12 protein-coding genes are annotated in these 16,353 nt (G+C 45.5%); 10 read left to right on the forward strand and 2 right to left on the reverse strand.

Going from position 1 to position 16,353, the window contains the following annotated elements:
* Positions 1 to 100: 100 nt before the first annotated feature.
* The 10 genes from IGI76_RS12315 (at position 101) to vanS (ending at position 10,180) form a co-directional block, all read left to right on the forward strand.
* The gene (locus IGI76_RS12315) at positions 101 to 748 is read left to right on the forward strand and encodes a metal-dependent transcriptional regulator (RefSeq protein ID WP_015510150.1); all 648 of its coding nucleotides are present in this window, start codon (positions 101 to 103) and stop codon (positions 746 to 748) included.
* Between the two features lie 9 nt (positions 749 to 757).
* On the forward strand, positions 758 to 2,284 hold the full coding sequence (zwf, locus tag IGI76_RS12320; protein WP_333718658.1) for a glucose-6-phosphate dehydrogenase: 1,527 nt from the start codon (positions 758 to 760) through the stop codon (positions 2,282 to 2,284).
* Between the two features lie 103 nt (positions 2,285 to 2,387).
* A complete protein-coding gene (locus IGI76_RS12325) occupies positions 2,388 to 3,176 on the forward strand; it encodes a bifunctional hydroxymethylpyrimidine kinase/phosphomethylpyrimidine kinase (protein WP_005237263.1) in 789 nt (262 codons plus the stop codon).
* Entirely contained in the window at positions 3,173 to 3,652 is a 480-nt protein-coding gene (locus tag IGI76_RS12330; protein ID WP_015510153.1) for an ECF transporter S component, read from the forward strand. The genes IGI76_RS12325 and IGI76_RS12330 overlap by 4 nt, the downstream gene beginning before the upstream one ends.
* Positions 3,653 to 3,657: 5 nt before the next feature.
* Positions 3,658 to 4,206 carry a TIGR01440 family protein gene (locus IGI76_RS12335; protein ID WP_015510154.1) on the forward strand — a complete coding sequence of 183 codons (549 nt, stop codon included), beginning with the start codon at positions 3,658 to 3,660 and terminating at the stop codon, positions 4,204 to 4,206.
* A gap of 339 nt (positions 4,207 to 4,545) precedes the next feature.
* A complete protein-coding gene (gene vanC / locus IGI76_RS12340) occupies positions 4,546 to 5,598 on the forward strand; it encodes a D-alanine--D-serine ligase VanC (protein WP_074933485.1) in 1,053 nt (350 codons plus the stop codon).
* Positions 5,595 to 6,167, forward strand: coding sequence for a D,D-carboxypeptidase/D,D-dipeptidase VanXY (vanXY, locus tag IGI76_RS12345; protein ID WP_087627814.1), 573 nt, complete (start codon positions 5,595 to 5,597; stop codon positions 6,165 to 6,167). The genes vanC and vanXY overlap by 4 nt, the downstream gene beginning before the upstream one ends.
* Positions 6,164 to 8,266 carry a membrane-bound serine racemase VanT gene (gene vanT, locus IGI76_RS12350; RefSeq protein ID WP_438781591.1) on the forward strand — a complete coding sequence of 701 codons (2,103 nt, stop codon included), beginning with the start codon at positions 6,164 to 6,166 and terminating at the stop codon, positions 8,264 to 8,266. Before vanXY ends, vanT begins: the two co-directional genes overlap by 4 nt.
* 98 nt (positions 8,267 to 8,364) lie before the next feature.
* On the forward strand, positions 8,365 to 9,060 hold the full coding sequence (gene vanR-C / locus IGI76_RS12355; RefSeq protein ID WP_005228837.1) for a vancomycin resistance response regulator transcription factor VanR-C: 696 nt from the start codon (positions 8,365 to 8,367) through the stop codon (positions 9,058 to 9,060).
* Positions 9,050 to 10,180, forward strand: a complete 1,131-nt coding sequence (gene vanS / locus IGI76_RS12360) for a vancomycin resistance histidine kinase VanS (RefSeq protein WP_311902450.1) — start codon at positions 9,050 to 9,052, stop codon at positions 10,178 to 10,180. The genes vanR-C and vanS overlap by 11 nt, the downstream gene beginning before the upstream one ends.
* 83 nt (positions 10,181 to 10,263) lie before the next feature.
* Here vanS and IGI76_RS12365 read toward each other — a convergent pair whose 3' ends face one another.
* Together IGI76_RS12365 and gltB are read right to left on the reverse strand one after the other, a co-directional pair.
* Positions 10,264 to 11,703 (reverse strand): glutamate synthase subunit beta, encoded by a 1,440-nt coding sequence (locus IGI76_RS12365; RefSeq protein WP_005228830.1) that lies wholly within the window; start codon positions 11,701 to 11,703, stop codon positions 10,264 to 10,266.
* Position 11,704: 1 nt separating this feature from the next.
* Entirely contained in the window at positions 11,705 to 16,210 is a 4,506-nt protein-coding gene (gene gltB / locus IGI76_RS12370) for a glutamate synthase large subunit (protein ID WP_438781593.1), read from the reverse strand.
* Between the last annotated feature and the right edge of the window lie 143 nt (positions 16,211 to 16,353).

Genomic DNA, 16,353 nt, shown 5'->3' on the forward strand with positions numbered 1-16,353 from the left:
TACATAGAATATTGAGAACCGGCGGCTTTTTTCATAGTAATCAGCTGGCTTTTTTGATAAAATCTACTTTGATAGTCTTTGATAAGAGAGGATGGATCCGATGACACCAAATCGTGAAGATTATTTAAAGCTCATCTTAGAGCTTGGTGGTGACCAAAAGAAGATCAATAACAAACAAATCGTGTCAGGTCTGGACGTCTCAGCAGCTTCAGTAAGTGAAATGATTTCAAAATTATTAAAAGAAGGCTTAGTGGAACATTCACCTTATCAAGGGGTACAGTTGACTGAAACTGGTTTAGCTTCTGCAAGTGCCCTCATTCGTAAGCATCGTTTATGGGAAGTCTTTCTTGTGGAGCACCTGCATTATTCATGGAATGAAGTTCATGATGACGCAGAAGTTTTAGAACATGTCACCTCAGAAACGTTGGCGAGCCGCTTAGAAGCCTACCTTGATCATCCTCGGTATTGCCCACATGGGGGAATGATTCCTGAACAAGGAGAACTCATTCACGAAGGCGAAAAAAACACCATGAGTTCTTATCCGGTAGGAACCAAGATTCGTATCGCCCGTGTCCTTGACGAACGAGAACTGCTGGATTATCTCGTTTCGATCAAATTGAATATTCATGAAGAATACGAGATCATCGATGCGGCAGCATACGAGGGTCCGATTACGATCAAAAATGACACAAAAGAAATTGCTGTCAGCTACAAAGCCGCCAGCACGATTTTTGTCGATAAACTGTAAGGAGTGAAGATGATGGAAAAAAAGGTCCTTTTTACGATTTTTGGCGGTACGGGCGACCTTGCCCAACGCAAACTATATCCTTCTTTGTTTCGGTTGTACAAAAAAGGCGATTTGAAAGAAGATTTTGCAGTCATTGGTACTGCACGCCGTCCTTGGTCGGATGAACACTATCGTGAAGTGGTGATAGGTACAATCAAAGAATTGAGTGACTCACAAGAACAAGCAGAGACATTCGCTTCTCATTTCTACTACCAATCACATGATGTAACAGATACGAGCCATTATGATTCATTAAAGGATTTGGCGGAAACCTTAGATCAGAAATACCATTTAGAAGGCAATCAGATTTTTTACTTAGCAATGTCCCCTAATTTCTTTGGGACGATCGTTTCTCACTTGAAATCCCAAGGAATGCTGGATACTGAGGGCTACCATCGGGTGATCATCGAGAAACCGTTTGGAAGCGACTATAATTCAGCAAAAGAATTGAATGAAGAGATCAATCAAGTCTTTACGGAACAAGAAATCTACCGAATCGATCACTATTTAGGAAAAGAAATGATCCAAAATATTTCTGCGATTCGTTTTGCCAATAACATTTTTGAGTCAATGTGGAACAATCGTTACATTGACAATGTTCAGATCAATATCGCAGAAAACTTAGGCGTAGAAGAACGCGGCGGCTATTATGATAAGAGCGGTGCCTTGAAGGATATGGTCCAAAATCATATTCTGCAGATTCTTTCCTTATTAGCCATGGAACCGCCAGTGGCTTTTTCTGAAAAAGAATTACGGACAGAAAAAATCAAAGCCTTAAATGCGATCCGTATCTACTCCGAAGAAGAAGTGAAACAACACTTCGTTCGTGGTCAATACGATAAGGGACAATTAGAAGACAAGAAATTTGTTGGCTACCGTGAAGAAGCCAATGTGGATGAAGAATCGGCAACGGAAACCTTCGTTGCTGGGAAATTTTTGATCGATAACTTCCGCTGGTCCGGCGTACCATTTTATGTACGCACTGGGAAACGGTTGACGGAAAAAGGCACTCGCATCAACATTGTCTTTAAACAAGTCCCAGTCAATGTCTTTAAGCAAGACCTGAATGAACAAAAGCAAATCGAGAGTTTGGCACCGAATGTGCTGACGATTTACATTCAACCGACGGAAGGCTTCTCTCTTTCCTTGAACGGAAAAGAAATTGGCCAAGGGTTTGAGACATTGCCAGTGAAGCTCGATTACCGAAATAGTACTGAAATCGTCGAAAACACCCCTGAAGCTTACGAAAAACTAATTCTAGATGCCTTGAACGGTGATGGCACTAACTTTACCCACTGGGATGAAGTTGCCCAATCTTGGCGCATCGTTGATGTGATCCGTCACGCTTGGGACCAAGAAACACCTGATTTTCCAAATTATGCCGCAGGAACGATGGGCCCCCAAGCAGCCTATGATCTCTTAGCTGCCGATGGCTTTGAATGGATCTGGCGTCCCGATGAATGGTATCGTGAGCGAGATTTACTAAATGAGAAATAAGCAAATGGTCAATTGGATGAGGAAAAAACATCCAATTGGCCGTTTTTCTTTTTTACCGACTGTTTATAATAGAAAGAAATGAGAAATGAAAGGAGCAGCAGACATGAAACAAGTCTTATCGATCGCCGGTCTCGACAGTTTGGCAGGTGGCGGCATGACGGCTGATTTGAAAACATTTGAGGAATTCGGGGTGTTTGGCCATGCCCTATTAACATGTGTGGTCGCCATCAAGGATGATCTTATGTTCCATGATCTCCCTGAGCCTGTGATCCAAGCACAACTGGATTCACTGCGTTCGGTCGTATCCCTAGATGCAATCAAAATCGGGCTGCTTCATCAAACCGCCATCATTGAATTGCTGCGAGATTTTTTACAAACATTTACCGGACCGATCGTGCTCGATCCCGTTCTCGCCTTCAAAGAAGGAGATACTGCCTTTAACCACTCCTATCAAGCAGGATTGATCTCATTGTTTCCTTACACAGCATTAGTGACACCTAATCTACTCGAAGCACAACACTTATCTGGACAAAGCATTACCTCTTTAGCAGAGATGAAAACGGCGGCAAAAAAAATCCATGCGCTGGGTGCCCCAAATGTTCTGATCAAAGGTGGCAGTCGACTAACTGGGGAAACAGCCTATGATGTTTTGTATCAAGAAGGACAATTTACCGTTTTTGAGGCAGAAAAAAGTACGCGAACCACAACCAACGGTGCTGGCTGTACCCTCTCATCAGCGATTGCCGCAATGCTTGCTAAAGGCACTTCGTTGGAAGCAGCTATCCAAACCGCAAAAGCATTTGTTTGGGCAGGGATTGAAGACGGTCTGCCTTTAGGTACCTCTGGCAACGTCAATCAGCTCGCCTATTTTAAAAAGGAGGAACACCTATGAAAGTAAGAAACCTAACGACGATCGCTATGCTGACGGCACTCACGTGTGCACTTTCTTTGACCTTTATCATTCCTGTTCCGCAAACGAAGGGCTTTGTGACCTTATGTGAAGCAGGGATCTATATCTCGGCCCTGTTGTTCGGACCTAGCGCCGGTGCCTTCGTCGGTGGAATGAGCGGCGGCATCATTGATTTTCTATCAGGTTACCCTGAATGGGCCTTCTTTTCCATCGTGATCCATGGTGTGCAAGGCTGGATCGTAGGTAGAATGAGCCATCGGCCACTAGCAGCCGTCATTGTCGGTAGCTTAATCATGATCGCCGGCTATGCAGCAGCAACGGTTTTGCTATTCGGTTTAGGCGCTGGGATCGCCTCGATCCCAAGTAATTTGATCCAAACGGTCTTTGGCAGCATCGTTGCTTTACCCCTGACGCATGCTTTGCGCCGCACGAAAAAGTTTTCTTTAAATGAAAGGTGATTCTTATGACAGATATCAATCAATTAAAAACGGATTTAACTACGATCGTTGAAGAAGTCATTACGACAGCGAACGTTGGTGAAAATGATCTTTTTGTCCTTGGTTGTTCAACAAGTGAAGTCGTGGGCGGCTTGATTGGCAAAAATTCCAGTCAAGAAGTAGGCATGGTTATCGTTGAAACACTACGAGCGATCTTGCGTCCCAAAAATATTCATTTAGCCGTTCAAGGCTGTGAACATCTCAATCGGGCTTTAGCTGTTGAGCGTGAAACGGCTCGACTATATCAATTAGAAGAAGTCGCAGTAGTGCCCCAGTTGCATGCAGGCGGTGCTTGCTCAGTTGCCGCTTTCCAGCTGTTCGATGAACCTATTGAAGTGGAGCACATAGTAGCAAAAGCTGGCATCGATATTGGCGACACAGCAATCGGCATGCATGTCAAACATGTTCAAATCCCGATCCGTCCCTCTATCAAGTCCCTCGGCGCTGCCCATGTCACAGCTCTGGGATCACGGCCCAAATATATTGGTGGTCCTCGTGCGCATTACGCACAATAAGCAAATCGTATAATAATCGAAAAGCCATCATCAAAAAGAAAAAGCATGCTTCGGCATGCTTTTTTTGTGTCAACGTTCCTGCTATTGCCTCCCCCTTTCCTTCAGAGTGCTCTTTTTTCACTATTTTTTCCATTCCATTTTATGGCAGCTTTTTCTACTTCAAAGGCAAGTTTCTTTCTGGTGTAAAAGGAGCGGCAGCTGTCGCTTTCCTTTTGTCATAAATTCGTCAGAATTTCATCACAAAAAGAAAAGAAAGATACCAGTAAGCCCGCAAATTTCTTTTTTCTTTCCTTGATAGACTGAATGTAGTAAGAATCGAAAAGCGGAAGGAAGAAAAACATGAAAAAAATCGCCATTATTTTTGGAGGCAATTCACCGGAATACACCGTTTCTTTAGCCTCAGCAACTAGCGCAATCGAAGCACTCCAATCATCTCCCTATGACTACGACCTCTCTTTGATCGGGATCGCCCCAGATGCTATGGATTGGTACTTGTATACAGGAGAACTGGAAAACATCCGACAAGACACGTGGTTGTTGGATACGAAACATAAACAGAAAATCCAGCCGCTATTCGAAGGAAACGGCTTTTGGCTAAGTGAAGAGCAGCAAACGTTAGTACCTGATATTTTATTTCCCATTATGCATGGCAAATACGGGGAAGATGGCAGTATCCAAGGATTGTTTGAATTGATGAAACTACCTTATGTAGGTTGCGGGGTGGCAGGTTCTGCCTTATGTATGAACAAATGGCTGCTGCATCAAGCTGCAGCAGCCATTGGCGTACAAAGTGCTCCTACGATTCTCTTGACAAATCAAGCCAACCAGCAAGAACAAATCGAAGCTTTTATCCAGACCCATGGCTTCCCAGTTTTCTTTAAGCCTAATGAAGCGGGCTCTTCAAAAGGGATCACTAAAGTCACCTGCGTTGAAGAAATCGCTTCTGCCTTAAAAAAAGCCTTTACTTATTGTTCCGCAGTGCTCCTACAAAAAAATATTGCCGGTGTTGAGATCGGTTGCGGTATTTTGGGCAACGACTCTTTGACTGTCGGTGCTTGTGACGCCATTTCATTAGTAGACGGCTTTTTCGATTTTGAAGAAAAGTACCAGCTGATCAGCGCCAAAATCACCGTCCCTGCGCCATTGCCTGAAACGATTGAAACCAAGGTCAAAGAACAAGCTCAGCTGCTCTATCGTAGTCTTGGTCTTAAAGGTCTTGCTCGCATCGACTTTTTTGTCACGGATCAAGGAGAACTATACTTGAATGAAATCAATACTATGCCGGGCTTTACGAGTCACTCCCGTTATCCTGCCATGATGGCAGCGGTCGGCTTATCCTATCAAGAACTACTACAAAAACTGCTTGTCTTAGCAAAGGAGGAAGTCAAATGAATCCCTATCTACAGTTAGTTAGCAAAGAATTTCCGTTAGAAAAAAACCAAGAGCCGCCTCATTTAGTCCTTGCTGCCTTCAGCGAAGACGAGATTTACTTGCAGCCAGAAGCAGCCAAACAATGGAAACGGCTCGTCAAATCCTTAAAGCTTGAAGACGAGATCTGCTTGTTAGATGGCTACCGAACCGAAAAGCAGCAACGGTATTTATGGGAATATTCCTTGAAAGAAAATGGGCTAGCCTATACGAAACAATTTGTGGCGTTGCCCGGTTGCAGTGAACATCAGTTAGGCTTAGCGATCGATGTTGGTTTAAAGGGCAGCCAGGATGATTTGATCTGCCCACGATTTCGTGACAGCGCAGCCGCTGATTTATTTACCCAGGAAATGATGAACTATGGGTTTATTTTACGCTATCCCGCAGACAAACAGGAAATTACAGGGATTGGCTATGAACCGTGGCATTTTCGTTATGTTGGTCTGCCTCATAGTCAAATCATCGCCAGTCAACAGTGGACCTTGGAAGAATACCATCAATACCTTGAACAAACTGCGAGGCAGTTCGCATGAAGAAGAATCAAGGAATCGAGCAATTCCGGGTGATTTTGGCGATGATGGTGGTGGCGATCCACTGTCTGCCTCTTCACCGCTTATGGCCTGACGGTGATATCCTGATCACGTTGACGTTCTTCAGAATTGCCGTCCCCTTCTTTTTTATGATCAGCGGATATTACGTGTTCAGCGACTTAGCCACCCAAAACAGCTATCCTGCCAGACAGCGTGTCTGGCAGTTTATTAAAAAGCAGCTGCAAGTCTACCTCATAGCCACACTGCTCTTTTTGCCGCTTGCTTGGTACAGCGGCATGCTTGGGTTGAACATGCCGCTGGGCACCTTTATCCAAACATTGTTGGTCACTGGCATTCTTTACCATCTTTGGTATTTTCCTGCGATCATTACCGGCAGTCTACTAGTGATGGGCCTCTTGACACGGCTTTCTTTCAAGCAGGTGTTTTTCATTGCTGTCGGTTTGTATGTGGTTGGTTTAGGTGGGGACAGTTGGTCTGGCCTGGCTGCACAAACACCCATTACGCCAGTCTATTCACTGATTTTTCAACTATTGGATGGAACTCGCAACGGCATTTTTTTTGCTCCTTTGTTTTTGATCTTAGGGGTACTAGCCAGAAGATTTTCCAAGAAACCAGTTTCTCCCCATCGCTATAGTTATCTGCTGATCAGTCTGATTTGCTTGCTTTTGGAAAGTTACCTTTTGCATCACTTTACCACGCCGAAACATGACAGCATGTATGTTTTTTTGCCCTTCGTCCTGTTGTTTTTATTTCCGATCATCCAGCAATGGCAAGCACCCATAATCTGGAAACAAGCGGGTCGACTGTCCCTTTGGCTCTATTTGCTCCATCCTTATACCATTGCAGTGACCCATTTTCTTAGTCAAAAGCTGCCCTTGCTGCAAAACAATCTGATCAATTTCTTCGTGGTCTTAGGACTGACCATTGGGGTGGTGCAAGGTCTCTTTGCTTTGCAAAAGCTGTTCCCGTTTTCGAAAAAAACGCCGCCCAAATTGCAGCGAGCAGCCAAAGAATTTTCCGCCCCCGCTTTGTTGCACAACCTGCAGGAAATCAAGCGATTGATCCCAGCAACAACAAAAGTGATGGCGGTGGTTAAAGCGGATGCTTATGGTTGTGATGCGAAGACGGTCGCCAGTACCCTAGAAAGAGCCGGCGTTGATTTCTTTGCCGTTGCTACCCTTGAAGAAGCCATTGAATTACGGCGAGCTGGCATCAAAAGTCGCTTACTGATTTTAGGGTACACTTCTGCCCAACGTGCCAAAGAGCTGAAACATTATTCCTTGATTCAAACCATTGTTAGTGAGGCCCATGGGCATGCTTTAGCCCAAACAAGAATTCCGATCGAATGCCATTTAGCGGTAGATACTGGTATGCACCGCTTAGGCGTTGCACCTGATCTTGAGACAGTTACTGGACTTTACGCCTTGCCATCTCTCAAGATCACGGGCATTTTTTCCCATCTAGGCTCTTCAGATCAGCTGGATACGGCAAGTATCTTGCGGACACAAGCCCAAATCACTTGTTTTGATGATCTGTTGGCTGGCTTATCAGCTAGAAATATCGCCTATGGACTGACACATCTGCAAAGCAGCTACGGAATATTGAATTACCCAGAGAAACACTATGATTATGTACGTCCAGGTATTCTTCTAACTGGTTCATTGAGCGTCCCGAACGAACCAACGAAGCAGAAGATAAACGTACAGCCGATTTTGACACTCAAAGCCTTACTGGTAGACAAAAAACCAGTTGCCGCTGGTGAAGCGATCGGCTATGGATTAGGCTCTGTTTTTGATCGACCAGCCACGATCGGGATCGTTAGCATCGGCTACTGCGACGGGGTTCCACGTGCCCTATCAAACCAAGGGTTCCAGCTTTCTTATCAAGGTGCTTTACTCCCGCAGATTGGGTTGGTTTGTATGGATATGCTCTTGATCGATTTAACGGACTATCCAGAACTGGCGGTCGAAAGTTCGCTCGAAGTAATCAGCGATTGGACGACTACCGCTGATCAAGCACAAACCATTACCAATGAATTGATCAGCCGCCTAGGTTCCCGCATCACCTCTAGTTCAAAGTAGAAAACGAATGCATTCGCTTACCGATTACGGTATGATGGGTGTAGAGTAAATGGTAGTGTAAATGAAAAATGATCGTAGATAGTTGGAGTGAATCAAGGATGGCAGAAAAAATAATTGTTGTTGATGATGAAAAAGAAATCGCGGAGTTAGTCACGACGTTTCTAAGGAATGAAGGCTTCCAAGTAGAACCTTTTTATGATGGAACGAGCGCTTTGGCTTATCTTGAAAAAGAAACGGTCGATGTGGCGGTTTTAGATGTGATGCTGCCGGATATCGACGGCTTTCAGCTGCTGCAGCAAATTCGTAAGACCCACTTTTTCCCAGTATTGATGCTCACGGCAAAAGGGGAAGACTTGGATAAAATCACCGGTCTAAGCCTTGGGGCAGATGATTATGTGACCAAGCCCTTCAATCCTTTAGAAGTCGTTGCTCGGGTCAAAACGCAGCTGCGGCGATACCAGCGTTACAACCAGTCAGCGAATCCCCAAAAGATTGAAGAATACGAAAAGGAAGGCTTACTGTTGAAAATCAACAGCCACCAATGTTTTCTTTATGGCAAAGAGGTTTTCTTGACCCCCATCGAATTTAAAATCTTGCTTTACTTATTTGAACACCAAGGATCGGTCGTTGCCTCGGAAACCCTTTTTGAAGCAGTTTGGAAAGAAAAGTATTTAGACAACAATAACACAGTGATGGCACATATCGCCCGTTTGCGGGAAAAACTGAACGAACAACCCCGCAAACCGAAATTAATCAAAACCGTATGGGGGGTCGGCTATATCATTGAAAAATAGAAATCCATTGATCCGCAAGCTCTTGACCCAATACTTTATCACCACGGGCATCTTGATGGCGATCTTGATCATCATTCCTTTCGCAGTACGCTTCGTTGCTGGAATGAGGGTCTGGTATGGCTATGAACCCATTTATCAAATTTTACGACTTTTTGCTGACTATTGGCTTCTTTGCTTAGCCATCGGGGCCTTACTGATTTGGGTGAGCACAACGATTTATTATATGAGCAAAGCTATCAGTTATTTGAATGAAACGATCCAAGCCACAAACCAACTGATTGCCGAACCCACGAAGCGAATCGTTCTTTCCAGCAATATGATTGATGTGCAAGAAGAAATGAACCAGTTGCGGGAGAAAAACTTACAGGATCAACGAGCCGCCAAAGAAGCGGAACAACGAAAAAATGATTTGATCGTCTATCTCGCACATGATTTACGAACGCCTTTGACCAGTGTGATCGGCTATTTGACGCTTTTAGAAGAGGAACCGCAGCTTTCTACCGAACTACGCGCACGCTATACGAAGATCGCCTTGCAAAAAGCCCAACGGCTGGAACTATTGATCAGCGAATTTTTCGAAATCACCCGCTTTAATCTTACAACGATCGCCTTACAAACTGAAACCACGGATCTGAGCTTGATGCTGGAACAGTTGACGTTTGAATTTTTGCCGCTGTTAGAAGAAAAAAACCTCCATTGGCAACTTCAGCTACAGAAAAAAGTCTTTGCGACCGTTGATACGGAGAAAATGGAACGCGTTTTTGATAACTTGATCCGCAATGCCATCAATTATAGCTATCCTAACTCCCCTTTGCGATTAGCCATCAGCGAGTCTGATGATATCCTGATTCGTTTGACCAATCAAGGAAAAACGATCCCAGCTGAAAAGATCGGCTTGATTTTTGAGCCTTTCTACCGCATGGATGCTTCCCGAGCAACAGCGACGGGTGGGACGGGTCTTGGTTTGCCGATCGCCAAAGAAATCGTTGAAGCATTAGGTGGAAAGATCTGGGCGGAAAGCCGTGATGAAACCATCGTCTTTTCGATTCGCCTACCAAAGGCAGCAATGGAAAAAAATGAACAGCTGTCTAAGCCCCATCCATCTGAACCAATCGCTTAACAGGCAAACAACCTGAGCATTTCGCTGCTCCCCTTCTAATTCTGAAGGAGGAATAGCTGCTCAGGTTGTTTTTTATTGATTGCTTATTGATACACCAATGATCGTAACGCTTGATCGACTTTTTCTGCCGCTAAGCGTCCTTCACGAATCGCCCAGATAACTAAACTCGGTCCTCGTTTGGCATCTCCTGCGACTAACACTCGTTCATTGTTCGTCGTGTAATCATCGTACACTTCTCGCACACCAAAGGCATCGAAGAGTTGGGTCTCTGCACCAACAAAGCCCATTGCTAACAAGACCAAATCCGCTTTGATCACTTGCTCTGTGCCAGGGATCGGCTGAAACTGTTGATCCACTGAGACTGTTTCGATGGCGATCAACTGGCCGCGTTCGGCGCCGATAAAGGCCGTTGTAGACACCCCATGATACGTCACTTGTGTTTGTAGCACTTCAGCCGCTTCTTCTTGCCCATATCCTGTGCGGGCTGTCATTGGGTATTCTGGCCAAGGATTGCTGTCGGTCCGTGTCAATGGCAGTTGGGGCGTGATCTCCAATTGACGCACAGAAGCGGCTCCTTGCCGAATCGCTGAACCAATACAGTCATTTCCAGTGTCGCCGCCACCAATCACGATAACATGCTTGCCAGCAAGTTTTTTACTTGTTGCCGCTTTGCCATGCTTTAACACATCTTTGGTTGCTTCCGTCAGATAATCGACTGCAAATTGCACCCCAGTCAATTCACGACCTGGAATCTTCAAGTCACGAGGAACACTAGCTCCTGTTGCCAAGATGACCCGATCATACTGAGCGGCCAATTCTTCTGCTGACAAGTCACGACCGATCTCCGTATTAGCGACAAAGGTCACGCCTAGCTCTGCCATCAAGTCAATCCGTCGCTGAACGACGTCTTTATCTAATTTCATATTTGGAATACCGTACATCAGTAAACCGCCAAAGCGATCACTGCGTTCATAGACCGTCACTTGATGCCCTAGTTGATTCAAGCGCCATGCAGCGGATAAACCAGCTGGTCCGCTGCCGACGATGGCAACTTTGAACCCAGTCGCTTCTTGAGGCAATCCCGAGGCTTTGACCCAATCATTTTCAAAAGCAGTATCGATAATAAAGCGTTCATTGTCGTGGATCGTGACACCTGAGCCATTCAGTGCTTCGGTACAGCCTTTTTCACAAGGAGCTGGACAAACACGACCAGTCATTTCAGGTAATGGGTTGGTTTTGGCAAGACGCTCAAAAGCGGCTTGGAAACGCCCTTGATAAACCAAGTCATTCCATTCAGGAATCAGGTTGTCATTGGGACAACCTGAAACCGCTCGTTGCCCCCCGTAAAAAGAACCGGTATGACAAAAAGGAATCCCGCAGTTCATACAGCGTGCTGCTTGCTCTTGACGCTCATTTTCAGGCAATGGCGTCTGTAATTCTTGCCAGTCTTCGATTCGTTCTGCCACTGGTCGGGTAGGATTTTCTACTCTTGGGTACTTTAAAAAACCAAATGGATCTGCCATATTAGTCACGCTCCTTTCCTGGGATGGTCAATTGTGGACCGACGACAGCTTCGAAGGCTTTCGTCACAAGTTCATCTCCGACAAACCCTTGGTCCGCCAAGGTCTCCGTCGCTTGGATCATCTGATGGTATTCTGTCGGATAGACTTTGATGAAATGGTGCTGCTGATTTTCCCAATCTTCTAGGATCTCAGCCGCCTTCAATGAATCTGTATAGGCGAAATGCTGCTGGATCATCTCTTTTAGTTGGTGGTCATCGCCGCTTTCGCCAATCCGATATAAATCAACCATTTCCCGATTGCATTTATCGGCAAAGGTTTGATCGGGGTCGTAAACATACGCCACGCCACCGGACATTCCAGCACCGAAGTTGCGGCCGGTTTTTCCTAATATCACCACGACACCGCCAGTCATGTACTCACAGCCATGATCGCCAACACCTTCGACAACGACATTGGCTCCACTGTTACGAACACAAAAGCGTTCGCCAGCAATGCCTCGGAAATAGCCTTCGCCTCGATTTGCCCCGAAGCACGCTACATTACCAACAATTGGTGAATGCTCTGCGTCATAAGCGGCATCTTCAGGTGGCACAATGATCAAGCGGGCACCGCTTAACCCTTTGGCTACATAATCGTTGGCCTCACCGATCAGTTTCAACTGGATGCCCTGGGTGGCAAAAGCCCCAAAGCTTTGTCCAGCAATACCTCGATACGTAAATTGCAACAGACCTGGGGTAACTTCATAATTGCCAAAACGTTCCGCGATCCAGCCTCCTAAACGCGCGCCGACTGAGCGTTGAACATTATTGATCGTATGATTCGTCACGATTTCTTGATTGTTGTCGATAGCAGCTTGTGCAAAAGCATCTAATTCTGGCCATTGACGTTTCTCAAGGAATGGATCGGTCACTTTGCGTTCGATTGGGATCGTCGTCCCAATCATTTTCGAAAAGTCTAATGACTTTGCTTTGCCTTTAGCAACGAAGCGTGGTGTCAACAATTCCGCATGTCCTACCATCTCATCGATGGTACGAAAGCCTAACTCAGCCATCGTTTCCCGTAGATCTTCTGCTAAAAAGTACATCGTGTTGATGATGTGCTCAGGTTTTCCAGCAAAAAATTTTCGCAACGCTGGGTTCTGTGTAGCAATGCCAACAGGACATGTATTGATACTGCATACCCGCATCATGACACAACCAACCGCAACTAGCGCTAAAGAGGCAAAGCTATATTCTTCTGCTCCTAAAAGAGCAGCAATGGCGATGTCCCGACCCGTCATCAATTTTCCATCTGTCTCTAAGGTCATTCGCTGCCGCAAATGATTCATAGCTAACGTTTGATGGGCTTCTGCAAGCCCCATCTCCCAAGGCAAGCCGGCATCACGGATCGAATTTCTCGGAGAAGCACCAGTCCCACCGTCATAGCCTGAGATCACGACTACGTCTGCGCCAGCTTTGACGACACCGGTAGCGATCGTACCCACGCCCGTACTAGAAACCAATTTGACATTGATCCGTGCATACGGATTGATGGCTTTTAAGTCATAGATCAGCTGGGCTAGATCTTCAATCGAATAAATGTCGTGATGTGGTGGCGGTGAAATCAATCGAACACCAGGCGTAGACCCTCGAATCTCGGCGACCCACGGGAAGACTTTATTGCCTGGTAATTGGCCGCCTTCTCCAGGTTTCGCCCCTTGCGCCATTTTGATCTGAAGTTCATCTGCACTCATTAAATATTCGGCGTTGACACCAAAACGGCCTGAAGCTACTTGTTTGATGCGACTATTATAATTAATGCCCTCTACTGGTTTGAAACGATTTCGGTTTTCGCCACCTTCTCCACTGTTGGATTTTGCCCCGATCGCATTCATTCCTTCAGCAATACAGCGATGCGCTTCTTCACTTAGTGAGCCGTAGGACATCGCCCCGACTTTAAATCGTTTGACGATCGTTTCGACAGGCTCCACCTCAGCTAACGGAATACTGCGTCTTGTGTTCGCAAAGGTCCACATAGACCGTAACGTCGTTGGATTGTCCAATGCCTCTTGATTCATTTCCGCCGCATATTCTTTATAAAGCTCATAACTGCCTGTGCGAACGGCTTTTTGGAACCCATAGATCGTTTTTGGATTAAACAAATGATGCTCCCCATCGGCTTTGTACTGGAAACTACCGCCAGAATCAAGATAATCCATTCGTTTTTCACCATATGCTGCCTCATAACGCGTCAGATATTCTTGCTCGATTTGCGCTAATGAGAGTCCACCGATACGGGTAACCGTGCCGGTAAAATATTCAGCGATGACTTTCTCAGAGATGCCAACCGCTTCAAACAATTGTGCCCCGTGGTAACCGGCGATCGTTGAGATTCCCATTCGTGACATGATTTTGACAATGCCCTTTTCACATGCCTTGCGGTAACTTTCGATCTTCTCTGAAAGCTCAAAATGCGCCAATGTCTGGTAAGCCCCATAAGGATGGACCCCACTTGCTCCGTAGCCGACTAACATGGCATAATGATGGACCTCACAGACTTCCGCTGTATCCGCAACGATCGATGCCAAGGAACGTTTGCCTTTTCGCACCAAATAATTGTGCAGGCCTGATACCGCCAAGAGAATCGGAATCGCCACTTTTCCTTCTTGCGCTTGGATGACTTCCCGATCACTTAAAATGACGATTGTTGCCCCAGCATCGATTTTTTGCTCCGTTTCTTTAAAAAGCGCTTCTAACGCTTGTTGCAAAGCTACCCCGTTTTCTGGTACATAATCATAAAGAATCGACTGTAAAACCGCTTTTTGACCATTTTGATTTAACTGTTTGATCTTTTCATATTCACTCGTTTTTAACACAGGACTAGCAATCTTCAGCTTATTACAATTGATTCGGATGTCCTTTGAAACATCCCCATCTCGACCTAAAAACAGCTCGGTACCGATTACTAATTTTTCGCGAATCGCATCAATGGGTGGATTGGTCACTTGGGCGAATTGTTGCTTGAAGTACGTAAACAAGGATTGGGGACGTTCGCTCAAAATAGCTAAGGGTGAATCAAACCCCATGGAGATCACTGGTTCTTCTCCCGTTTGAGCCATTGGTAAAATCAACGTGCGTATGATCTCATCCGTGTAGCCATTTCGTTTCCAAAGGGTCTGAATCGCATCATCTGCTGTTTCTTCCTGCTTCTCAGTCCCAGGAAGCAGCTCTGGTGTCAATAGGTGTTCCGCTAGCCACTCCTGGTAAGGATGGGCATTCGCATAATGCGCTTTGATTTCTTGATTTCGTAAGATCATCCCTTTTTGGGTATCCACCAAAAACATATTTGCTGGTCCAAGCACCCCTTTTTCAATCACTTCCGACGCTGGCAGATCCACCACGCCTGACTCAGAGGCCACGACAACAAAACCAGCTTTCGTGATTGAGTAGCGAGATGGTCGCAATCCATTACGATCAAGGGCAGCTCCCACCATCTCCCCATCGGTAAAGCATAAAGCTGCTGGTCCATCCCAAGGAGCCATAAAGCTTGCATTGTATTCATTAAAAGCCGTCAGTTCTGGCGTCAAGCCAGCTTCTTTAGACCACGCTTCTGGCACCATCATCAACAGTGCTTGGGGAATGTCTCGACCTTGACGATACAAGTATTCCATACAATTTTCCAGCTTCGCAGAATCGGAGTTTTCGTCATCGTAGACTTCGATCTGATGTCCATGCATCCAATTTTCCGCCCCGCGTAACGTGTTGATTTCGCCATTATGGGCTAAGAAACGAAAAGGTTGCGCCCGACTCCAGCTTGGAAAGGTATTCGTTGAAAAACGAGAATGGGTCAAAGCAATACTCGAAGTCATTTCTGGGCTTTGAAGATCTTTGAAAAACAAGCCAACTTGATAGGCATGCAGCATCCCTTTATAAACAACTGTCTTACTGGACAAGCTGCAAATAGACAGCTCATCGGTATGATATGTTTTTTCCAGTTTACGCCGTAGCCGATAAAGCTGATCTTCAAAGGGACGGCCAGCTGCTACATCGACAGGCTTTTCAATAAAGACTTGCACGAAAGATGGCATGACTTTTTGCGCCCCTGGCCCACACTGATAATAATCATATGGAACGTCGCGCTGCCATAAAACCGTAAAACCCATTTGTTGAATGTCTTTAGTTACTTCTTCTTGGACCTGTGCTGCTCGGAGCTTTTCTTTCGGTAAAAAAAACATCCCAACAGCATAGGCGTCTTTTTCAGGTAATGGGATTCCTGCCTCTTTTGCCCGCTGCTGAAAAAAAGGATCTGGCATCGCCATCAAGATTCCTGCTCCGTCCCCCGTGTCAGGTTCAGCGCCAGTTCCCCCTCGATGATTCATCCGTTCTAACATCGTTAAGGCATTTTGGACGAGCTCTCGGGAATAATGACCATTTTTCTGAGCAATGAACCCCATCCCACAAGCATCTTTTTCAAAAGCGGCATCGTACATCGTTTGGTTCGTTGTTTTCATCATCTCTAAATCACTCATGGAATCACACTTTCTTTCAATTTTCTGAATATTCCGATTTTTAACAGTTTACAACCTGATTTTCTATCTGGCAAGTTTTTTTTACTTGATCCGATCTCGTTGCTTTCTTCCTTCAAGGGTTACTTACATCCATTGAACAAGTA

Source organism: Enterococcus sp. DIV2449a (assembly GCF_051711225.1).
Classification (GTDB): domain Bacteria; phylum Bacillota; class Bacilli; order Lactobacillales; family Enterococcaceae; genus Enterococcus_D; species Enterococcus_D casseliflavus.